Genomic DNA, 23558 nt, shown 5'->3' on the forward strand with positions numbered 1-23558 from the left:
AGTGCTAAGTTTCCAAGAAACCATTCGCAAAATTTACTGCTGCGAATGGTTTCTTTTTATATGTTCGCAGGAATGCGCTCTCATTTTATGAAATAATCTTTTCCGAAATATTTTTTATAATATCTCCCCTGCTAAGCACACCAATAACACGACCAGCCCCATTAACTACAGGCAGCTTTTTGAAACGGTGCCGGGAAATTAAGCGAAGTGTCATTTCAAACTCTTCATCAGGTGATACGAAGAGAAGATTTCTTTTCGTCATAATTTCTTTTACTGGAGTATCCAATTTCTCTTGTACAACATCCTCTATTTCACCATCCTCTATAATATAAACAAGGCCAGCGATACCTACAGGCTTTGGAGCGAGGTAGCGTAATATATCTCCATCAGATACCATGCCGACCAAGTTACCTTGGTCATCAACAACTGGCACACCACCAATTCGATTTGAATGAAGTATCGTTAATAATTCCTTGATAGTATTCGAAGGTTTTACTGTAAAGACGTTAGTAATCATGAAGTCCCTTACTTGCATTATAACCCCCCTTTAATTGTAACCGCATACATAGTTGGTATGTTTATACTTTAACATAAAAACAACTCCTTGTGTTACCTCAAATTTGTCCAATTTATTTACGGTAAGCTTGGAACTGCAGTTAACACGCCCATCAAAATAGTCGGAAACCGCACTCCCCATCTCCTACACAGGATAAGTAGCTTCGGCCACCGCTCTGGGAAATACAATTCGCGCATCCTAAGGCGGCTGGTGAGCCCCTTCATGCTGACGCATTTCAGTGTCTCACCTATGCCTCTTTTCCCGTAGGAGTCTCCGTATATTTCCCAGAGCTGGTTAGAAGCTTGCTGACAATGACTACACTTCCTAATAATAGCTAAAACTACATCCTAAAGCTTCACCAGTCCAGGTGAGTGAAGGGCGGTGACTCCTGCGGTAATAGCACGTGTCCGAAGACCAGAAGAGTGGTTTTCTTCGGGGCTGAGGCCGTGCCCTAAGGTGCGCATCCGCCCGCAGCGATCCCGGACGGCGGTTATAACAGTTACCTATGATATGTAAGTACTTCTTAGCTATCTCTGGCTAAGAAAATTGAATACAATACTTACGAACAGAGCCTTAAAAATGAATAAAACTATCCCATCAAATGGACGTCCATTTGATGGGATAGTTCCTAGGGTTATTAAACAAACCTGCTATATCGTTTTTCCAATCTTTCCTGTAAGTATCCTATCAGTATACAAACAGGCCAATAAATGAACGCTACGAGCACATACATTGTCATGGCATCGAATTCTCTGCCTGCAACAATTTGTGTTTTTTGAAAAAGCTCTGGTACTGTAATAACAGCTGCGAGCGATGTTGCTTTAACAATATCCATAAACACACTTGTTAAAGGTGGAATGGCAATACGGGTTGCCTGGGGCAATATGATTTTTCTCAATGTTGTCCAGTATGGCAAATTCAATGCTTTTGCTGATTCCCATTGCCCCTTGTCAACACTGTTAAGGGATGACCTGTCTATTTCGGCAATATATGCAGAACTATTCAACCCAAACCCAATGATGGCAGCGGTCATTGCAGTAAATTCAATTCCAATGACGGGTAAGCCAAAGTATAATATAAACAGAAATACGAGCATTGGGGTACCACGCATAAAGGAAATATATACACGAGATGGCCATCGCAATAGAATATTCTTGGATCCTCTGGCAAGTGCAAGAAGTAATCCCAAAACAAGCCCAATTCCCATACCAACAATGGAAATAATAACTGTCATCGGTAAGCCTTCTAAAATAAAGGGAAGACTATCGATTGCCAGTTCGATATCGAATAATCCTCCAAAATCAAATCCATTGAAGTTCATGTATCATTCTCCTTACAATAAAGATCCAAAAAGGAGATAAAAAGCAATAGAAAAAACTAAAAGTTTAACATATCATTTTTATCGACTTTTTGAATAACCTTTACAGATCAAGACCTTCGATTACTTCGATTTCACCCTCAGGCTTTGTAGAAGCATCTTCTTCATAGAATTGTATTGCTAGTTCAGATAATGTTCCATCTTCACGCATTTCACTTAATACATTGTTAATTTCTTCGGTAAGCTGATTCGCATCTTTAGGAATGACAACAGCTTGTTCTGTTGGATGAAATTTTAATGTTGGATGCAGATGCAAATCAAAATCAGGAAATGCCGCTACACCGAATTTCGTTAAATAATAATCATTGATGACCACATCTGTTCTTGCATTACTGACATCACTTAAGTATGCTTCATTTGGTGCGTTACCATATGTAATTACTTCTGCACCAAAATGTTCAGCAATCTGGCTGTATATCGTTGTTGCACCACCACCAGCTTTTTTCCCTTCTAAATCCTCCAATGTTTCAATTCCTGAATTATCTGATTCACGAACTGCCATGGTTGAATAGGAATATTTATATGGTTCACTGAAATTAAATTCTTCTTTTCTTTTATCGGTTGCTTCAATATCATTTGCTGCTACATCAATTCTTCCATTTTGTACAGCTGGAAGCATACTGTCAATCCCCATTATTTCAAAGCTGACATCAAGTCCAAGACGATTGCCAATTTCACGGAGAACTTCAACATCATACCCGGTCAATTCATCATTGTCATCATAATAGGAAGCGCCAATCAGGGTACCTGATGTCCCTACAACCAGTTCTCCTGCTTCCTGTATTTCTGCCCATCTTTCATCAGTAACTTCTTCTTTGTCTTCCTCTTGATTACTTGTTTCCTTTTCTGTACTATCTGAATCACCACAGGCAACTAATACTGCGATAATCGCTAATAAAACGAGGTATAGACTAAATTTTCTCACTTCTTACACTCCTTTGTTATATATAAAACTCTCAGATAATTGTAACAGATTTAAACTGAAAGATAAAATATCTGTTTCATAAAAGTAAGCGTTTAGACTATAACAACTCGTATCATACAAATATAAATAGCTGCTCCATCGTTGGGCAGCTATATTAATGAACGATATTCTCGAATAAAAGCATTGATGACACCGCCTGTTATGATAATAATACCAAACAAATAAAACCAAATCATCAGAACAATTACCGTACCAAGACTGCCATAAGTTGTAGAATAATTACTAATATGATTTACGTAAAAGGAGAACCCCCATGAAACCATCTGCCAGGAGACCGTAGCAAACAATGTTCCCCAGACAATATTTCTAAATCGGATTTTTTTATGTGGAGCAAGTTTATAAAGAAAGAACAGAACAATAAAAAATATAGCAGAAGAGATTACCCATCTGAGTGTTTCCCAAACGTTCAGAAACCCTTCTGACAAGCCAAAGATAGAAAATATGTATATACCGATCATTCTTCCAAATACAGGTAACAGCAAGGCGACGATAATGACAATAACCATTGCGATGGTCATAACGATTGCAATTAGCCTATCTATAAGGAAAGACCGATTTCTTTTAATTCTGTATGCTCGGTTAAATGCTCTAGTTATCGCATTAACGCCATTAGACGCTGCCCAGAGTGTACCAATGATCCCAATAGAAAGTAAACCACCATTTTGTTCGATCATCATTTGATCAACATTTGAATTAATGAGACCCATTACCTGTGAAGGTGCAAAAGAATCAATCGTATCAAGGATTACTTGTATATCAATTGGTAAATAACCAATTAAATTCAGTAAAAATAATAAAAATGGGAACAGTGATAATAAGAAAAAATATGCCAATTGAGCAGCCAGACCAAAAACGTCAACTTCTTCTACACGTTCATAAAACTGCTTTACAAGGCTTATTAAGTCTTTCATATTCACTCGCTCCCCATGAAAAATTACTGATCTTAGGTGTGTTAAACAGTTTGGACACCTTGACTCTTATTATTCTATTTCATTAACCTTACTCTTATTCGTCACCTTATCTAAAGTTGTTTCTACTTGTTCCAAAGCATTGATTGCATTTGTTGTTCCACTGGCAAATGTCTGGTTAAGTTGATTGAAAGTATTCTTTAAATTATGAATCGCCTCCGAAGGGTTATTCATAAAATAAGAGGAAGTATTCCTTGCTGCACGCAGTCTTTCCCTGGCATAATCCCTTGTTTGCCTGTCAAAAAGTGCTGTTACCCCTCCAACAGCAGCCCCAATTGTAATACTAACCAATAATTTACGTTTTCCCATTCTGAAAATCTCCTTTAACTAGTTAATTAAGTAAATAAATAATACCTAAAAAAGTCATACTTGTACCCTTATCATAACACCATTCGACTTTTTAATTACACTATAAACAATAAATCCAACATTAAAATGTGTATGATATATTTTTGTTGAAAAATGTAAGTTTAATTTAAAGGCTGTTTTCGCATAGATAGTTGTTATCTGTCGCATAGTCGAGATGCCGCGAACTAAGATAAGCAACTTGGGCGACCGCTCTGGGAAATACAATGCGCGCATCCTAAGGCGACTGGTGATCCCCTTCATGCTGACACATTTTAGGGTCTCACCTATGCCTCTCTTCCCGTAGGAGTCTTCGTGTATTTCCCAGAGTTGGTTAGAAGCTTACTGACAATGACTACACTTGCTAATAGCTAAAATAGCATCATACAACTACACCAGTCCGGGATTGCTTGGGGCGGTGACTCCACAGCCCCAAATTTAATCAAAGATCCTATTAAAAAACAAGCACCTAAAAACTCTTTATGAATAATATTTTTTCTATTCTACTATTTTACTATTGACATTTCATGAAATTTTCGGAATATTAGATAGTATATAATTAAAAGGGGGAATAGTATGCTCGATATAATTAATGCTATAAGTAGCTTTGTCTGGGGACCAGTGACTTTAATCCTTATTGTTGGGACAGGTTTATATTTAACATTTCGGTTGGGATTTTTACAGTTTCGAGCATTACCCTATGCACTGAAGTTGGCATTTAGCCCTACGAGGCAAGATAAGAAATCTAAAGGTGATATTAGTCATTATGAAGCATTGTCAACTGCAATGGCCGCAACGGTTGGGACAGGTAATATCGTAGGGGTGGCTACAGCTGTCGTTCTCGGGGGTCCTGGTGCAGTGTTTTGGATGTGGATTACTGCATTAGTTGGGATGGCTACTAAATACGCTGAAGCACTGCTTGCCGTGAAGTATCGCGTGGAAAATAGTAAGGGACAAATGTCAGGTGGTCCCATGTACTACCTGGAAAAAGGCCTAAAACAAAAATGGCTTGCGGTACTCTTTGCGATATTCGGCTCTGTCGCTGCATTTGGAATTGGTAATATGGTTCAATCCAAAGCAGTTTCTGATGCATTAAATAGTTCTTTTAACGTACCTGGCTGGGTTACGGGTATTGTCCTTACACTATTAACTGGTTTGGTTATTTTAGGAGGAATTAAAAGTATCGGAAAGGTTACTGCATTTTTCGTTCCAATCATGGCTTTATTTTATGTAATTGGTGGTCTTGTAATTATCGCAATGAATATTGATATTGTTCCAGCAGCAATCAGTCTGATTTTCACGGATGCATTCACAGCCCAAGCCGCTGGTGGGGGGATATTAGGAACTGTTATCAGATATGGTGTTGCTCGTGGCGTTTTCTCCAATGAAGCGGGTCTAGGGTCAGCCCCTATCGCAGCGGCTGCAGCTAAAACGGATTATCCTGGACGTCAGGCTCTTGTTTCCATGACCCAAGTATTTATTGATACCATTATTGTTTGTTCTGTTACAGGTATTACAATTGTCATGGCTGATTTATATAACTCCGGTGCAGAAACTGGAGCATTAACAGGCCTATCTTTTGCAGCATTTCTCGGTGATACCGGTGGCTATCTCGTATCCATTGCCATAGTGCTTTTTGCATACTCTACGTTAGTTGGCTGGTCGTATTATGGTGAGAAATGTTTTAGTTATCTATTTAACGATAAAGTAATTCCATACTATCGTACAGTCTTCGTTCTATTTGTATTCGTTGGTGCCGTATCCCAACTAAATGTTGTCTGGGGAATTGCCGATATCTTTAACGCATTAATGGCCATCCCTAACTTAATCGGTCTATTAGGTCTATCAGGTGTTGTCGTCTATGAAACGAAGAAGTTTATGAAAATCGCTAAGGAAGAAAAAGAACAGGAAAAAGCTGCGAAAGCAAAATCAGCATAAAATCAAAAAAGGGATGTCCTAGGTAATTTCTTAGGATATCCCTTTTTTGATTATACAATTGGGTCGATACATATTGGGTCGTTATTCTTGGCTGCATTAACATGATTGCTGACATTATATGCGGTTAATTCCTCATCATCCATATGCTGCAAAAATTGTTTAGCTTCATTCGGTTGCAGTTGATTCGGCTGCAGCCATTCTTCTTCTTTATTCTTTGGTAGAATAATTGGCATGCGATGATGAATGTCCTGCATAAAAGAATTTGCCTCCTTGGTTAGGATTGTACAAGTAAATAATGTTTGATCTTCCTGTTCCCATTTATCCCAGAGACCAGCAAATGCAAATAATTTCCGATCCTTTAATTGGATTCTTTTTGGCTGTTTTATATTTTCCGCCTTTTTCCATTCGTAAAAACTATCTGCTACAATGAGGCATCTTTTTTTTGACATCAGTTTTTTAAAGCTCGGTTTTTCATCTGCTGTTTCACTTCTTGCATTAATCATTTTATAGCCAATCTTTTCATCCTTTGCCCAAGATGGTACAAGTCCCCAGCGTAGATGGCCCGCCCTTCTCTTCTTACCATCATGTATAATGGCAAGCACATCCTGGCCTGGTGCTATATTATAGCTTTGGTTAAAGGAGTCTATCCCCTCATCAAGTCCAAAGTCATTTAAAAGCTCCAGTTCATCAGCCAGCAATGTATATCTTCCACACATACAATCACACTCCTGTCTGCCTAGAATAAACTTAAATCCCAATGGTTGGCAACATGCCTTAATAATTTAATGCCACCGATACTATTTCCCTGTTTGTCCAGTGCTGGTCCATAAACACCAATTCCACAGCCTTCAAGAAAAGGGAGCTCTTCATCCCTTACCCTTGGCGGAACGACTGCCAATATCCCTCCTGACACACCGCTTTTGGCCGGCACACCAACATATGCTGCGAATTTACCGGAAGCATCATACATTCCACAGGTCAACATTAATGCTTTGGCAAGACGGGTTATAGATCGTGGAATTATTTCTTCCTCTGTAACTGGATCAAAACCATCATTTGACAAAACCAAACCAATTCTGGCCAGGTCATCAATCGTAATCTCAATGGCACTTTGTTTAAAGTAAGTTTCCAATGTGATACTAAGGTCTGACTCTAAATAATCTCCTTCCAGCAAATAATAACCAATCGCCCTGTTTTTCATGGAAGTATCCCGCTCCGATTCATATGCTTCCACATTAATTTCTGGTCGATGACCGATCATTTTCTCCATAAGTATGAAAAGAGTCTCAAGCTTCTGATCGGATGAATTCCCATCAAGCATGGAGGAAACGGTAATAGCCCCGGAATTCACCATTGGGTTGAACGGTTTATTAGGTTGTTTCATCTCCAAATGCATGATTGAGTTAAATGCTTCACCAGTCGGCTCCACGTCTACACGATCCAGTACATATGTTAGACCTCTTTCCATACATGCTACAATAAATGTCAGCACCTTTGAAATACTTTGGATTGTGAATTTCTCCTCTGTATTTCCTGACTTGATCGTCGTTCCATTTTTTCCAATAATGGATATTCCGAGTGCTTCGGGGTCGGCTTCTCCCAAAATCGGTATATAGTTTGCCAATTCTCCATCAGAAGTTTGCTTTTTAAAAAATTTAACCCAACCATCAACATACTCCTGTAGCCACTCTTCCGTCACTTCAGTATTTAAATTCGCAGATCCTTGCACCAATTCCTTCACCTCATTACTTCTATGTATTTCGACGAATGTATATATATATTGCTATACCCTTTCTATTTTTATTCTACCCATATTTTCATATTCAACGTGTTAGAATCTAAGTAAATGTATTAAACGTAATACGTAGTCATTCATTCATAATTATTGAGACGGTTACTTTACAATGTGAGAATCGTATTATGAAATTTTTAAATACACCAGAACAAGGAGCTTGAAAACGAAGCTCCTTGTTTTAACGCTGTCTTCATTAATACTTTTGGCTAATACCTAATCGTAAAAATACTTCATTCCATTTCTTATTTATTCAAATTTACTTTAAATACATAACTTACTTTGTCATATTCCATCCTATTTTCATAAAAACGATGTGCGTCCGTACGCTGTAATCCAGATGATAATGCAACACTTTCATAGCTATTTTTATTTGCCCATTTATGAACATATGTAAGTAGTTTTTCACCATGACCTTGTGAACGCTGATTTTTATCCGTTACTAAATCACAAACCCAAACAAATCTGCCATAATATAGCGTTATCATAGGCTTGAAACCAATAACTGCAACTATTTCTTCCTCATCAAATAAAGCAAACATTTTATAGCTATCAATCTCTTTTGCCTCTAATACTAATTTAAGATATGTCTCGTCATCGAGATGAGTTCTTAAATGTTTCATAACTGGAAAGGCTTCCATAATGTCTTTCTTTGATTGGAGTTCTTTAATTGTTAATGTGTTCATCCCTAACCCTCCTCGTTTAATATAACTTCTTCTACTAATAGACATCTTTTCTACTCTAATATTTGCATATGCTAAGACATTAATTACTATTAAACTAATCCTTACATCACCTTTATTTCCAAACCATCCAAATATGATTCCCAATACGCCTAACACAAAAGGTGAAAACAAACTAAAACTTATCGCGAAGCCAAATCATTAGGACAGCACACTTTTTTGAACGATTCCTAAGATTTAATTTCCACTGCCCTTGTTCATTGGACTCCTGTAAGAAATTAGAGACTAAAGTATTTTTCTGCTATATCATGGAAGGATTGTTTATCAATCTCTTTTTTATTCAACTTTCCATCCACCCATTCGGTGAATGAAGTTTCTGTTAATGTCAGGTTCCCTTTATCCGTTAATCTGGTAATTAACGGATTCTTATTAAATGCCGAATCTGGATGTTCCCTTATGGTTTTTTGCACGTCATTTAATTCAGGTAACGTCCTAATTACATCCTTAGAATCAAGTGCATAACCTATTTTCCAATCTTTATCCTTGTACTTTAATTTCATATAAAATATATAGTCCCCATGTTCACTTTCTATTCGATCCACTCGAAATTCACCATTATTTGAAGCTACTATTTCTCCATTTATTGGAACAGGCCTTAATGGCAAGTTGCCGCCAAAGCCTGTATCAACTAAATATTGTTGCTCATGATGTCTAATGAGATTAGCTACATGCGTTTTTCCAGTCGTACTCCATTTCTGATTCATTTGATCATATACTACACCTCGGATTAGTACTGCGTTAAAACCATTTTCAACCAAAAATAAGTTGAGAATTGTATTCAATTCATAGCATAATCCGCCTTCATTTTGTTGTAGTATTTTATGTACTAAATTGTCTTCTGTAATTTCAGTTGTCTTTTCACCTATAATCGATAAATTTTCAAACGGGATCGTTTTCGCTGTTTTTTCAAGAATAATATGTAGATTTTCGAAAGTAATTTTCTCGTTATATGGGATACCTAATCGATTATGAAATAATATGTTTATGTTATTCATTATTGACTCACTCCTTGCTTTCATATTAACTTTATTAAAAAATAAAGTTAGGCCTCCGTATTTGCGGTCTCCAAATTGAATTATAGCAGTGGTGATTAAAAGTCTACTTGTGAGTTATATTTATTACTTCCTGGAAGTTTTTTGATGGCGTTCCAGGCTTCAATCGCTTCTTTGCGACTTTTCCCTTTATTATTCAGATCAGCGAAAAAGTCACGAAAGAATTGATTATATTCAAATTGAGGAGAGATTTCTTTCTTGTAGGAAGGATCTTTCTTTCGTTCGATTTCCTCATACCAGGCATCTACAACCTCACGATATGTCTTCCCATTGTTGTTTTTAAAGTAGTTTTGGATATAGGTGGAGAAATGAAAATTAGGGATCATTGTGTTGAAAAAGTATCTTACCTCTTGGCTGCATCGATGGTCTTCCGTAATGACTGTGTCAAGACTTAATTTAGCTTGAGGTTCTGCCTTCCTTTTTACCTTTGGTTTTTTACTAGGTTCTATTATTTTTCCCGTCCGAAGAAATGTTTCGATTCGAGCAGATATCTCAACTTTTGATCCAGAAGCACTTATTCCATTTTCCCTGCAAAATAATTGCAATTCTTCTTTCAACCAATAATAATCGTTAAAATCCTTACTATTAATTTCTTGATTGAGATTAGGTCTCATTAAATAACACCTCGATATTCATTGAACTAATTTGTTCTTCTTTAACTGTTTAAGATAATTTCCAAGCAGGGATTAAAGAATGAAAATGGAAAAAATAGCTTGCTATCATATGTATTACTGTGTACAAAACTAATATTGTCAAATAAGTAAATAACCAAGTATGTAGTGGTTTATTTAAAAACAGAAAGAGCAATAACATTCCGACTGGAAAAGGTATTAGTACAATTAACCATACAGGTGCTCTAAGCGCCTCAGTAATAGCACCTAATGAAACTACGGAAATCCCAATTATGAGAGCTTGCCAGATTGCTATACCATTGGTAATGAAACGACTACCAAAAAAGTATGATAGAGCTGTTAGCAAAATCGCTATAATAAAACTAATAATATAATTCATTAAAAAACCACCTTTTAACTTATCTATTATCAGTATACCGAAAGAACAATGATTGGAATGTTAATTTATATATATATTATGCTTGTATGTACGCATCAACAGCTTTTCTCTACAAACTGTTTTGAATGATATTTTGCACGGTGCCAGCCAATTCACCGCTTTTCATATCTTTATAAGTTTCCCAATAAAATGGAACGTATATAACGATAGAAATCTTCGCCTTTTGATAGGTTCCATCAATCGATACAAGTACAATCGCGATTTTATTTACTTCCTTTTTTGCAATAAATCCAATCGGTTATCCAAGATACCACAAATTCCTCCAGTATTCAGGTCAAACCTATTATACTATTGAAAACTTAAAATGTGGCACACAATAAAAAAGACCGGCTCATGAGCCAGTCTTTTCCCTGAAATATATTATTTTCCGATAAATTGTTGTGTCCAATGGTTACCATCTTCAACATACCCTACTCCGATATGTGTGTAGTCACCATTTAAAATATTTGCACGGTGTCCTTCACTGTTCATCCAAGCATCTACAACTTCTGCAGGTGTACGTTGTCCTTGTGCAATGTTCTCACCAGCAGTTTTGTATGAAACGCCAAAGCTCTTCATCATATCAAAAGGTGATCCGTAAGTTGGGCTATTATGAGCAAAATAGTTATTTACTGCCATATCACGAGACTTTTCACGTGCTACTTTACTTAATTCTGTATCAATTTGCAATGCTGATAAACCTTGTTTTGCTCTTTCTTGGTTAGTTAATTCAACTACTTCTTGTTCAAATTGACTTAATTGTTGTGATTGTTCTTGCTTTTGTTCAGGTTGTTCTTCTTGCTGAACTGGTTGTTGTACTGGTGCTGCCGGTTGTTCCTGTTTTACTGGTTCTTCTTTCGCTGGTTCTTCTTTGACAGGCTCTTCTTTAACTGGTGCTTCTTTAACCGGTGCTTCTGCTACAGGTTTTTCTTCTTTTGGTTGTTCAGCCTTTGGTTGTTCATTTTGAACTGGTTTCTTTTCAACAGGCTTTTCTTTACTAGGTTCTTCTTTCGTTGATTCTTCTTGTTTCTCAGGTTGTGCTTTTTCTTCCTTCTCTGTTACTTGAAGGGAATCCCAATCGATGTTGCTCCAGTTAATATCAAATCTATTAGATACTTTGTCTAAAAGACCTTGCATATCATTCCCTGAAACAGCACCCGATTGTCCATTCACAGAATAAAGTACTTTATATGAAAGATCAACGGACTGATTTGGATTTGCTGATGCCTCCGCATTCGATGAAAATGCTCCACCAAATAATAATGTTGCAGATAATGCAGTAACGATTCCTACTTTTTTAAACATCTAGATGCACGCTCCTTTTGTTTTTTTGGTTTGCTTTCTTGTGCAAAATCATCATAGCATAGCTTTTTTGTAATATTTGTGGGAGGAATTTCCACGCCTATGGAATCTATTTTTCTATCACTCTCAAACCCTTGTTTTACATAGAAAGGATAGCTTTTTAAAAATGGCTTGGAATGGTAAAACTTCAATCTGCAGGAAATTTTTACTATAAAATTAGGATTGACAACTTTTTAAAAAGCCTATGATATTACAACCTGCAACAATTTGTAATGAAAATGTTACTTGATTTTCTACCCCAAGATGTTTTAATTTTAAGAGTAACGTTCTATAATATTAGCGAAATTTAGCAAACTTTATTAGTCTATCTATTAAAATTGAAATTTCATATTAAAATAACTATAAAAGTTGCACAAAAATAATCTGTCATCATTGGAGGAACATAGCATGTTTTCAAATGCAGAAATTGGAATTGACTTGGGTACGGCAAACATTCTTGTCTATTCAAAAACAAAAGGCGTTGTTTTAAATGAGCCATCCGTAGTGGCTATTGATATTAATACGAAGCAAGTTGTGGCTGTTGGTATAGAAGCAAAAGAAATGGTCGGTAAAACACCTAAAAACATCGTACCTATACGTCCATTAAAAGATGGAGTTATTGCTGATTACGATGTGACAGCACAATTGTTGAAAGAACTATTAAAGAAAGTAAGTAAAAAGCTTGGCATGTCCATGCGTAAACCAACTGTAGTTGTCTGTACCCCTTCAGGGAGCACGACTGTTGAACGACGTGCCATTCACAATGCTGTAACAAGCTATGGAGCAAAACTAGTTCATCTAATCGAAGAACCTGTTGCAGCTGCAATTGGCGCAGATCTTCCGGTTGATGAACCGATTGCCAACGTAGTCGTTGACATTGGTGGAGGAACTTCTGAAGTAGGTATCATTTCATTTGGCGGAATTGTATCTTGTAATTCCGTTCGTACTGCTGGAGATAAAATGGATGAAGAAATCATTCAGCATATCCGCAAGAAATACAATATTCTAATTGGTGAGCGTACAGCTGAAAATATTAAAATGGAAGTCGGTTATGCGACTCCGACTCACAAAGAAAAAATGATGGATATCCGTGGCCGTGATATGGTTACCGGTTTACCAAAAACAATGGAAATCACGTCAACTGAAATCTATAACGCTATTAAAGAATCACTTGACCAAATCTTGGAGACCATTCGTGCCACATTGGAAGAGTGCCCACCAGAGTTAAGTGGAGACATTGTTGATAACGGTATCGTTCTTAGCGGTGGAGGATCCCTTTTAAATGGTATGCAGGAATGGCTTGCAGAAGAAATCAGTGTGCCGGTGCATATGGCACCAAATCCGCTTGAGTCTGTAGCAATCGGAACTGGCCGGGCACTTAAAATGATAGGGAAGTTACAGAAAGCAGCAAAATAATACGTAGTCATATTTAAACATGATGAAAAAATCCCACCTTTAACTACTTAAGGGTGGGATTTTTTGCTCTTCTTATATTTCTTCCATAATAAGGATTACTTTTACTTTAACCCTCTGTATACAGGGCCTATTTTTCTAATTTGCTCCGACTCTATTATTCGTACCCCTCGCTTCTTCATTTCCTCTATATACAACTTTCCGGGAACCATCTTTTCTGGTGGTTGAACACCTTTTGTTCCAATCTTGTCTCTTCCAATCATTTGCGCGACAACTGAAACGGTATTGGCTGTTGCACGTGCCATTGCAGTCACTTTCGTTTCCCTGTCCTTATATGTTGTCATTTCATATTCATAGGAAGCATATGACCTATTCTTTATACCTGAAACAATTACCCTTAGTAATACCGCATCATCTTTTTCTCCTAATTCGACGATAGGATCCAATACTTTTAAAAACACTTCTCTTGGACTGATCATTTCCCCGTTTACTTCTACCTTATAATTATTTCTTGTCAGATTTAAGTCAACGAGCAGTTTAAACTTTTCAGCGTGGCCGGGGTAGCGAATGGTTTTATATTCCAACGTCTCGACATTGGGATATGAGAGTGAAAGTGTGGAGGTACCACCTGAGGTATGGAAGGCCTCTAAGGTACCAAACTTGTCGAAGTAAATTTGTTCGACCTCACTAAGTGATGGGATTTCCTGTTTGATTCCATTGCGGATGATTAGCGATGGATCTGTATAATGATCAAAAACTCCTTCCATAGAGAAAACATGATTATATTCAATTGGTGGTTCTGGCTTCACCGGGATACCTCCAACATATAATTTTATCGATTTAACCGTATCCAATTTACTCGCACCAAAACCCGATAAAATATTAATCATTCCCGGAGCTACTCCAAGATCCGGTATGATGGTAACTGCTGCTTTCTTTGCAGCTTCATTCATTGTAAGGACTTTATCTGTTACATGGCCAATATGTCCACCAAGATCTACAGAGGATACACCGACCTCAATTGCAGTTTTTGCTATGATTTCATTAAATGAATAAAATAATGCATTAATAACGACATCAAATTGTTTCATATAATCTGCGAGTTCTTCCCGGTTTGCTGCATTGACTTGAAATGCCTTTATCTTCGGTGATTTCAGCTGATCACAGACGACTTGCGCACGATTTATATCAATGTCTGCAAGTCCTACTGTTATCACATCTGCACTCGCTGCCAAATCACGTGCAGCTTCCTTTCCCATTAAGCCTGAACCGAGGATACCTATTTTCATATGGTTCACTCCCTGCAGTTTTTTAGAATCACAATTATAAAGGATGTTCAAAAAGTCCAGTAATAGTGACACTACGAGTCCTTTTGAACACGCACTTATAATAACTTATGATTCTACATCAATTTGTGCACGCTGCAGTTTTCCGCTGTAATCCACATAGATTGCTTTCCATTCTGTAAATACATCCAATGCTTGAACACCTGAATCCCGATGGCCATTACCGGTACCTTTTGTGCCACCAAATGGCAAATGAATCTCTGCACCCGTTGTCCCTGCATTCACATAAACAATTCCTGTATCAAGATCACGTTGGGCTTTAAATACACGACCTACATCGTTGGTAAAGATCGAACTCGATAAACCGTATGTTACCCCATTATTAACCTCAACCGCTTCTTCAAGACTTTTCACAGATATGATTGAAACAACTGGACCAAAGATTTCCTCCTGGGCAATACGCATATCTGCACTAACATCTGTAAATAATGTTGGTGTAAAATAATAGCCTTTTTGATGTTCTTTTGTAAGTTCATAGCCTCCAGCGAGTAAGTTTGCACCCTCATCTTTTCCAATTTCAATGTACTTTTTTATCTTATCTAATCCGGATTGGTTAATAATCGGTCCTATTTTTATCGACTCATCCAACCCATTACCTATGGACAGATGTTGCATCGCAGCAAGTAACCTTTCCTCAAGGGCCTGCTTTACTTTCTCATGAACAATGACACGACTGCATGCAGTACAACGTTGCCCACTTGTACCGAAAGCACTCCAAATAATCCCTTCCGTTGCAAGATCTAAATCAGCATCATCCATAACAATGACTGCATTCTTACCACCCATTTCTAAAGAAACCTTCTTCAATTGCTTTCCACAAGCGCTCGCAATATTTCTACCAGTATCATTTGAGCCTGTAAACGAAATAACCCGAATGTCTTCATGATGAACCATTGCGTCACCAATAACAGATCCTGCACCAAAGACAACATTTAAAATCCCATCAGGAAGTCCTGCTTCTTCAGCGATTTTTGCAAGTTCATATGCCATGATCGGTGTTTCGGTTGCCGGCTTCCAAATGACAGCATTCCCTGCAACAATTGCCGGGAATGATTTCCACGTCGCAATCGCAATCGGAAAGTTCCAAGGCGTAATAATTCCGACAACACCTACAGGGCTGCGCTGTGTCATTGCAAATTTGTCCTTTAGCTCTGTTGGAGTTGTCTGCCCGAACAAACGACGCCCCTCTCCAGCCATATAAAAAGCCATATCAATTCCCTCTTGTACTTCACCACGTGCCTCTTCGATTACTTTGCCATTTTCCATCGTCAAAAATTGAGCAAGTCTTTCTTTCCGTTCTTTCATCAGATAACCAATCCGGTATAATACTTCCGCCCGTTGTGGTGCAGGAATAAGAGCCCACTCTTTCTGCGCTTTCTTAGCTGCCTTTACGGCTGTATTTACCGCTCCTGCTGCTGATAATGGTACTTGAACGATTTCCATTCCCGTTGCAGGATTGATTACCGCTTGCGATTCCTTTACATCCAACCATTTTCCATTAATATAGTTTTTAAGTTTCTGAACTTCCAATCGTAATGCCGCCATCCATATCCCTCCTGTAACAGATGTACATTAAATGCCACTTATCTTATAAATATATGAACTTTATTTTACCCAATGACCAAAACAATGATATTTTATATAGCGGGGTATAAATTCATACTGCATGGCAGAAATTTAATGTGCTACATGTATGTGATATACTTGAAGATAATTTTTACAAAATGAAAGGAATTAACATCATATGGATAAGAAAAAAGAACAATGGTCGACAAAGCTCGGCTTTATATTATCGTCCGCCGGTGCAGCCATCGGCCTCGGTGCAATATGGAAATTCCCTTACATGACAGGTATGAATGGTGGTGGGGCATTTTTCCTTTTATTTATTGCTTTTACGATTCTAATTGGGCTCCCCCTAGTAATAGCCGAATTCATCATTGGGAGAGGTGCGCAAAAAGAAGCTGTCAGTGCCTATCAATCCTTGGCACCTAAAACACCTTGGTCCTTTATCGGACATTGGGGTGTCATAGGTGCTTTCATTCTTATGTCGTTTTACAGTGTTGTAGGTGGCTGGGTTCTAATCTACAGTGCCATGTCAATTCCGGGAATGATTATCCAGGACAACGCTAACTATCCAGAGTTATTTGCAACAATTACCGGAAACCCACTGTTAACTATTTTGGGCTTAGCTTTATTCGTGCTCATCAATATCATTATTGTTTCATTTGGCATCAAAGATGGAATCGAAAAATCAAGTAAACTTTTGATGCCTTTATTATTTATCTTTTTTATTATTATTGTTATCCGTTCGCTGACCTTTGAAGGTGCGATGGATGGGGTTCGCTTTTTCCTGCAACCTGATTTCTCCAAGCTAACGGCAGAAAATGTACTGTATGCACTTGGACAGGCATTCTTTTCACTTGCAGTAGGTATATCTGTGATGGTTACCTACAGTTCTTATTTGAAAAAAGATGTCAGTTTGCCTGCTGCTGCCGGATCTGTTGGCGTTATGAATATTTTTGTATCCTTGCTTGCTGGATTGGCGGTTTTTCCCGTTGTATTTGCTTTTGGATTAGAGCCAACGGAAGGTCCAGGACTGCTGTTTATTGTGCTTCCTGAAGCCTTTGCTCAAATGCCGTTTGGAGAGGTTTTCTTAAGTTTATTTTTATTGTTATTTCTATTTGCAGTCATGACATCTTCTTTCAGTATGCTCGAAATCATTACCGCTGCTTTTACTGAGAAGAAAGAAAGATCACGCAAGAGGGTTTCCCTAATTACTGGAATTGTCGTATTCATTGCAGGAATTCCCGCTGCATTATCTTCCAACATACTTGCTGATTTTAAGATTTTTGGTTTGACTGTTTTCGATGCGAGTGACTTTTTAGTAAGTAATATTATGCTTCCTTTAGGCTGTTTGTTCATTGCTTTATTTATTGGGCATAAAATGGATCAGACACTCATTAAACAGGAATTTTCATATGGTAATAATTTGTCCCACAGTCCGTATCAAATATGGTTTCAACTAATACGATGGGTAGTTCCAGTTACAATAATAATCGTTTTTCTCAGTACTTTAGGGGTATTATAAGTGTAAATATCTTTATTCTTCATACCCCTTCCAAGTTTCAACCTCGAATGTAATATAAAGAGGTTCTAATGAATGCTAGGGTAACCAAAGGAGAGAATTTAATGTCACAGAAAATTATTATCGTTGGCGGTGTTGGTGGCGGTGCAACGGTTGCGGCCCAATTACGCAGAATGGATAAGGATTCCGAAATCCTGCTATTTGATAAATGTGGATATATTTCCTTTGCCAATTGTGGCATGCCATATCATATCGGTGGTACGGTGGAAGAACGAGATACATTATTATATCCGACCCGAAAATTCTCGGATAAGTATGATGTCCATATCCATACAAACTCAGAAGTTATCTCCATTAATCGTTCCAAAAAGACGATCCAATATATGGTGGATGGAACCGTTAATGAGGAATCCTTTGACAAGTTAATCCTATCTCCCGGGGCAAGTCCCATTGCACCTAATGTGAAAGGAATAGATAATAGCCGTACGTTTACATTGCGTACAATTGAAGATATGGACCAGATTAATGCATTTATTAAGCAAGCTAAACCAACCAATACAACCATTATAGGAGCAGGCTTTATCGGTCTGGAAATGCTTGAAAACCTACATCAGCTAGGATTAAAATGTACGATTGTAGACCGCTCTCAACAGGTGATTAAAAATGTCGATGAGGACATGGCTGAAGTTATCGAGAATCACTTGAAAGAAAAGGGTGTCGATGTCATCTTAAATGATGGATTAGAGGGCTTTGATCATGATGGAAAAACATTGATATTAGACAGCGGGAAACAAATAGAAACCGATATGACGATTCTCGCCATCGGCATAACACCGAACACAAAATTGGCGACGGACGCTTCCCTAGAACTTGGTACTACAGGCGCAATTGCTGTCAATGAATATATGCAAACAACAGATCCTGATATCTATGCACTTGGTGATGCTGTTGAAGTTAGAGATTTCCTGACTGGATCACCGAAAAGAATCGCACTTGCATGGCCAGCCCATCGACAAGCATATATTATTTCTAGTCATTTGTTTGGTAATCCTGTCCCCTATCAAGGTAATCTCGGGTCATCGATTTTAAAAATATTTGATTTAACAGTAGCAGCAACAGGCCATAACAGTAATTCTTTAAAAGATGAGGGAATATTATTCAAGCATACCCTTCTATCAACCTATTCACATGCTGCTTATTATCCAGGGTCAAAGAAAATTTGGATAAAAGTGTTTTTCAATGGGGATAGCGGTTTATTATACGGGGCTAATGTTATTGGCTATGAGGGTGTCGATAAGCGTATGGCTGTCCTTGCTACTGCTATTAAAGGGAAACTAACGGTTACAGACCTCCCCGAACTGGAACTCGGTTATTCACCGGTATATTCCAGCTCCAAAGACCCAATTAATGTTGTTGGTTATAAGGCGCAAGATGAATTGAATAATAAATAACGAAAAGAGCCCTTTAAGGCTCTTTTCGTTTGTATGAAGCAAATAAATGTGGTTTACCAAGGTCGGTGTTGTATGTTTAAAAGTTAGTCTGGAAACTGTGTAACCTGCTGGACACCATTCTCATTGCGCCTTATTTGCTTCTTCAAGGGGACCCCATTTAATTACCATTTATTTTTTGTTAGATTTTTCGTCTTCTTCCAATAATTTTTAACCCTTTATCCGATATAAACACTCTCACATGTTCCAGGCAATGGTTCATAAAAACAATGTAGTTTATATTGGCCAGTAAAAGGTTGGTCATACCATGTTGGAGGACACGGACCGTATGGATTAAAGTACCAAAGAGCATATTTTGCTGGATGATTTCTCCAATATTCTAAATTCTGCCTAGCTAATCTTCTTTCAGATTCCCTTGGTCTTTGATAAAATACATTGCCTTTTTGAACAGCCTCAAAAGAGAAATTGCCTCCTTGTACTTGAAAAATGACATCTTCAATTGTTCTTATATCATTAAAGTCAGTACAATCTGCTACAGCGCGGTTAACAATTACATTGCCAACATAGAGCATTCCTTGTTTACCTTCGCCTTCAGCTTCTGCTCGCATCATCCTTGCCATTAAGTCAACGTCTGCACTTCGGTAAGCTACTCTTGCCATTTCTTCACCTCCCAAATATAGTATGAAATAAAGCCTATATTGATTCCCTTGTTTACAAAATAAGAATACTTCTTTTTTAAGTAGTAAGATGAAAAGCATTCTTCGTTTACTTTATTCCACAACAAAAATAGGGATATTAAATCAGTTATGATTTACATCCCTATAGTCTACTGTTAAATTGTATTTTCTTACCTATGACGGAACCCGTAAATTATGAACCCGGGTTTCTTTATACAACCATCAATCCCCTTCAAATTGATAAACAAGTTCGAAATTCGACTCGTTTAACAACTCTGCAACATGTACGCGCACACCATGTCCAAAGAAAATCTCATTATCTGTCATCGCTACAACCATTGCTTTCGTATTATTCTCTACATCCAGATAAATATCACCAACAGCCGGTTTCAATGCATCATCTGTCTCTGCAAGATAACTGATTGACTCATCCTGAAATTGCTGTTCCTCCGGTACTAGGTTTTTATCAAAATAAGCTATTTCCTGACTTGCATCCTGTCTACCTGGTACGAGAACAACATATTCATTATGCTTTACACCATTGTCACGGGTTGTAATCACATTTCCATCCTCAATACTTTCTACTTTTTCAATTTCATTTAGTGAATAATGATCAAGGAAATCAGGTGCAGGTTTAACAATAAGTATATAATCTCCAGGATTTGGCTTTGCATTTTGATCAATAGTATAGCGTTTTCCGTAAAAAATAAATGTGTCATTGTGTTTCGGTTTATAGAATTCAATTTCTGAAGCTTGTGTCAGTACTTGCTTCATGTCTTTTAAGCGGTACATGTGAACTGATTTTTTAAACATTGCTTTTACGGAATACACTTTGTGAAGTTCATTCTGGTAAAAGACAAATTGACCTTTTCTAACTTGATATAGCTTCATTTTGTTTCCTCCTAGAAAAATCCTTGTGTTCATTATAACTTTTTTAAATAATAAATACAGTTCAACCTTATATTTCCTTGAATTGCAGACTTTAAACATAGATTTTTAAATCACTGGGGAAGTTTGACGGATTTGGCAGCAATTAATTCATTGAAAGGGCGTTCACGTTCACTGAAAGCATTATCTTCCCGTAATTGAGATAAACTGCTGCAAAGTAACTTCTATCCTTGTTAGATCCTATCCACTAAATTATAAAATTGATTTAACTGGCTGATTTCCAAATACGTGTACTTTTGCCGCTGTCCCGGATCACTCCGGACTGGTGAAGTTGTATGTTCCTATTTTAGCTATTGCAAGTGTAGTAATTGTAAGCAACTTCTAAATAGCTCCGGGAAATACACGGAGACTGATACGGGAAGAGCCGCATAGGTGAGACCCTGAAATGCGTCAGCATGAAGGGGCTCACCAGCCGCCTTAGGATGCGCGCAGTGTATTTCCCAGAGCTGTCGCCGAAATTTTTCCCACAGGTGATTGGATAAAATCTCCTGTTTCACTTTATTTAAGCCCATTCTATATGAAATCTACTGGAAATTAAATGAAATTGAATCTTTTTGAAACTATTTAGGTCTTTTAACCGTATTATAGTTAGAAACTAAATTAGGAGCTGTGTATATGACAGGAATTTTAATAACATCAATTCTCTCTTTTATTCTATTTTTTATTATTGCGGTGTATTTTATTTTCAAAAATAGCTTTCAACGGAAAACAACGATTAAAGCTATTGGACTAATCTTTATCACACTATTTATAGTGACCGCCATTATTGTATATATTGTAATGCCAGCAATTACTATTCCAAATATGACCATAGCCAACTTAATTGTGGCGCTTGTTGGTGTTCTTGCATTGTATGGTGTAACGATGAGCAAGCCATTCACAAAGTCCAGCAGACAATTTGATTCCGTATCCGTAGGTATTATTGCCGCAGTGGTTATTGCTGTAGCTGCATTTTTTATTATGGGTATCTTTGCTTTAGATGATACTTACGAATCCATCTCTAAACAGGATACGGAAGAAGCAAAACCGTTGGACAAGGATGCAACTCCGATTGTTGTATCGCCAGAGTCTGCGAGAAATAAAGTTCAAAAAGCGATGAGTGTTGTACCCAATACTCAATTCTATGATTTAGGAAAGCTTCAAGTACAGAAGGTCGGTGATGAGATTGTATTTATTGCACCGGTTGAATTCACCGATTTCTGGCGCTATTTCCGTGGAAAGGAAACAGAAGGTTATTTTATGATTTCTGCTACAGATATCAATGCAGGCCCTGAGTTTATTGAAAGTAAGATGAGGTATACCAATTCAAGTTTCTTCAATCATAATATTGAACGTACAATTTATGGTTCATATCCGAACTATATTCAAAGTGGGGAAGCTCAAATTGAAATAGACGAAGATGGAAAGCCATGGTATGTTCAAACACTGTATAAACCAATTGGCTTAACAAATAAGCCGGATATGTCAAAATTAAATGTTGCAGTTGTTGACCCAGTAACAAGTGACGTTAATTTGTATGATACAGCGGAAGCACCTGAATTCGTTGATGGCTCGATCAGCTCAGAAATGGCTTCAGACGAAAACGAATATTTCGGACGTTATGTCCATGGTTGGCTTAATTCCTTATTCGGGAAAAAAGATGTAAAAATACCGAATGAATCAGGTACGGAAAGTAATGTAACACCTATTTTTGATGAGAGTGGTAATATGCATTACTTTACTGATATGTCCTCACCAAAGGAAAATATTGATTCTGCACTGGGGTATACATTGGTCAATGCTCGTACGGGAGAATTAGTTTATTATAATGGTGCACAAAATAATGGAATTATGGATAGTAAAGGTGCCAGAGAAATCGTCAATAAGGAATTTCCTGAGAAAAACTGGACCGGTTCCATGCCAATTTTATATAATATCGACGGGAATCCAACTTGGGTAGTCAACGTATTGGATCCAAATGGATTGTTCAAACATTATGCATATATTAAAGCTGCTGATTCTGATTTTGTCGTTTTTGGTGATACAGCAAGACAGACACTTGATGCTTATCGTCTAGCATTAGCACAAGACCCAAGTAATGTGGAATCGACAGGCGAAACAGCTGGACTTGAAAAACGCAATGGGAATATTAGCCGTGTTGTCATAACAAATCAGGAAACTGGTCAATTAATTCAATTCTTACTAGCAGGTGACCAAACCATTTATACGTTAAACTCCTCAAAAGCACCTTTAGCTGTATTTCTGCAGCAGGGTGATACCGTACAATTTGATGTTAACGTATTGGATAATGGAACAGCAATTGTCGAAATGCTAGAGATTGAAGGATTAAATTAGATTTTTAAAATAGTAAAAGCTTGAAATTAAAATGAATGGGAAGCACATAGTAACCAACTATGCGCTTCCCATTTTCTATTCCATCATCTCTTACGTATCCTGTGAAGACTCCACAATTATCATTTTATAGGCTCATTAAAATTCAACTCCGTTTTAAAA

At 37.5% G+C, this 23558-nt stretch carries 21 protein-coding genes; 5 read left to right on the forward strand and 16 right to left on the reverse strand.

From position 1 onward, the window contains the following. Positions 1-85 precede the first annotated feature (85 nt). The 5 genes from BV906_RS18805 to BV906_RS18825 all read right to left on the reverse strand — a co-directional run bounded on the left by BV906_RS18805 (position 86) and on the right by BV906_RS18825 (position 4196). Positions 86-535, reverse strand: a complete 450-nt coding sequence (locus BV906_RS18805; protein WP_087975158.1) for a CBS domain-containing protein — start codon at positions 533-535, stop codon at positions 86-88. Positions 536-1193: 658 nt separating this feature from the next. Next, on the reverse strand, positions 1194-1877 hold the full coding sequence (locus BV906_RS18810; protein ID WP_087975159.1) for an amino acid ABC transporter permease: 684 nt from the start codon (positions 1875-1877) through the stop codon (positions 1194-1196). A gap of 100 nt (positions 1878-1977) precedes the next feature. Next, positions 1978-2859 carry a transporter substrate-binding domain-containing protein gene (locus BV906_RS18815; protein WP_087975160.1) on the reverse strand — a complete coding sequence of 294 codons (882 nt, stop codon included), beginning with the start codon at positions 2857-2859 and terminating at the stop codon, positions 1978-1980. Between the two features lie 149 nt (positions 2860-3008). Next, a complete protein-coding gene (locus BV906_RS18820) occupies positions 3009-3830 on the reverse strand; it encodes a YihY/virulence factor BrkB family protein (protein ID WP_087975161.1) in 822 nt (273 codons plus the stop codon). A 69-nt stretch (positions 3831-3899) separates the two neighbouring features. Next, positions 3900-4196, reverse strand: coding sequence for a YtxH domain-containing protein (locus tag BV906_RS18825; protein WP_087975162.1), 297 nt, complete (start codon positions 4194-4196; stop codon positions 3900-3902). Between the two features lie 612 nt (positions 4197-4808). Between BV906_RS18825 and BV906_RS18830 the strand changes: the two genes are divergently transcribed. Next, positions 4809-6170, forward strand: a complete 1362-nt coding sequence (locus BV906_RS18830; protein ID WP_087975163.1) for an alanine/glycine:cation symporter family protein — start codon at positions 4809-4811, stop codon at positions 6168-6170. A 50-nt stretch (positions 6171-6220) separates the two neighbouring features. Here the strand turns inward: BV906_RS18830 and BV906_RS18835 are convergent, their stop codons facing one another. From BV906_RS18835 to BV906_RS18865, 7 genes are all read right to left on the reverse strand, one after another. After that, positions 6221-6886 carry an SOS response-associated peptidase gene (locus BV906_RS18835; protein WP_087975164.1) on the reverse strand — a complete coding sequence of 222 codons (666 nt, stop codon included), beginning with the start codon at positions 6884-6886 and terminating at the stop codon, positions 6221-6223. 20 nt (positions 6887-6906) lie between these two features. Next, positions 6907-7902: a glutaminase gene (locus BV906_RS18840; RefSeq protein WP_087975165.1), complete on the reverse strand. Its 996-nt coding sequence runs from the start codon at positions 7900-7902 to the stop codon at positions 6907-6909. Between the two features lie 305 nt (positions 7903-8207). After that, entirely contained in the window at positions 8208-8648 is a 441-nt protein-coding gene (locus BV906_RS18845) for a GNAT family N-acetyltransferase (RefSeq protein WP_087975166.1), read from the reverse strand. A gap of 275 nt (positions 8649-8923) precedes the next feature. Then, positions 8924-9700, reverse strand: a complete 777-nt coding sequence (locus tag BV906_RS18850; protein WP_087975167.1) for an arylamine N-acetyltransferase family protein — start codon at positions 9698-9700, stop codon at positions 8924-8926. 95 nt (positions 9701-9795) lie between these two features. Beyond that, on the reverse strand, positions 9796-10371 hold the full coding sequence (locus BV906_RS18855; RefSeq protein ID WP_087975168.1) for a DUF6434 domain-containing protein: 576 nt from the start codon (positions 10369-10371) through the stop codon (positions 9796-9798). A gap of 49 nt (positions 10372-10420) precedes the next feature. Then, positions 10421-10768, reverse strand: a complete 348-nt coding sequence (locus tag BV906_RS18860) for a hypothetical protein (protein WP_087975169.1) — start codon at positions 10766-10768, stop codon at positions 10421-10423. A 420-nt stretch (positions 10769-11188) separates the two neighbouring features. Further along, positions 11189-12112 carry a CAP domain-containing protein gene (locus BV906_RS18865; RefSeq protein ID WP_087975170.1) on the reverse strand — a complete coding sequence of 308 codons (924 nt, stop codon included), beginning with the start codon at positions 12110-12112 and terminating at the stop codon, positions 11189-11191. Between the two features lie 444 nt (positions 12113-12556). On the opposite strand from BV906_RS18865, the gene mreBH reads away from it, so the two are divergent. After that, complete coding sequence (gene mreBH, locus BV906_RS18870; RefSeq protein WP_087975171.1) at positions 12557-13564, forward strand: rod-share determining protein MreBH; 1008 nt, start codon at positions 12557-12559, stop codon at positions 13562-13564. 101 nt (positions 13565-13665) lie between these two features. Here the strand turns inward: mreBH and BV906_RS18875 are convergent, their stop codons facing one another. Together BV906_RS18875 and BV906_RS18880 are read right to left on the reverse strand one after the other, a co-directional pair. Then, a complete protein-coding gene (locus BV906_RS18875; protein ID WP_281254165.1) occupies positions 13666-14868 on the reverse strand; it encodes a saccharopine dehydrogenase family protein in 1203 nt (400 codons plus the stop codon). Positions 14869-14955: 87 nt separating this feature from the next. Then, on the reverse strand, positions 14956-16452 hold the full coding sequence (locus BV906_RS18880; protein WP_087975173.1) for an aldehyde dehydrogenase family protein: 1497 nt from the start codon (positions 16450-16452) through the stop codon (positions 14956-14958). Positions 16453-16651: 199 nt separating this feature from the next. Here BV906_RS18880 and BV906_RS18885 point away from each other — a divergent pair, with 199 nt between their 5' ends. Together BV906_RS18885 and BV906_RS18890 are read left to right on the forward strand one after the other, a co-directional pair. Further along, the gene (locus BV906_RS18885; RefSeq protein WP_087975174.1) at positions 16652-17995 is read left to right on the forward strand and encodes a sodium-dependent transporter; all 1344 of its coding nucleotides are present in this window, start codon (positions 16652-16654) and stop codon (positions 17993-17995) included. A 101-nt stretch (positions 17996-18096) separates the two neighbouring features. Then, entirely contained in the window at positions 18097-19443 is a 1347-nt protein-coding gene (locus BV906_RS18890) for a CoA-disulfide reductase (RefSeq protein ID WP_087975175.1), read from the forward strand. Positions 19444-19658: 215 nt separating this feature from the next. On the opposite strand, the gene BV906_RS18895 is transcribed toward BV906_RS18890, so the two are convergent. Continuing rightward, on the reverse strand, positions 19659-20099 hold the full coding sequence (locus BV906_RS18895; protein ID WP_087975176.1) for a cell wall hydrolase: 441 nt from the start codon (positions 20097-20099) through the stop codon (positions 19659-19661). Positions 20100-20339: 240 nt separating this feature from the next. After that, complete coding sequence (locus tag BV906_RS18900; RefSeq protein WP_087975177.1) at positions 20340-21008, reverse strand: hypothetical protein; 669 nt, start codon at positions 21006-21008, stop codon at positions 20340-20342. 672 nt (positions 21009-21680) lie between these two features. Here BV906_RS18900 and BV906_RS18905 point away from each other — a divergent pair. Then, the gene (locus tag BV906_RS18905) at positions 21681-23399 is read left to right on the forward strand and encodes a DNA-binding protein (RefSeq protein WP_087975178.1); all 1719 of its coding nucleotides are present in this window, start codon (positions 21681-21683) and stop codon (positions 23397-23399) included. Positions 23400-23558 lie beyond the last annotated feature (159 nt).

Source organism: Oceanobacillus rekensis, from assembly GCF_002153375.1.
Classification (GTDB): Bacteria; Bacillota; Bacilli; order Bacillales; family Amphibacillaceae; genus Oceanobacillus; species Oceanobacillus rekensis.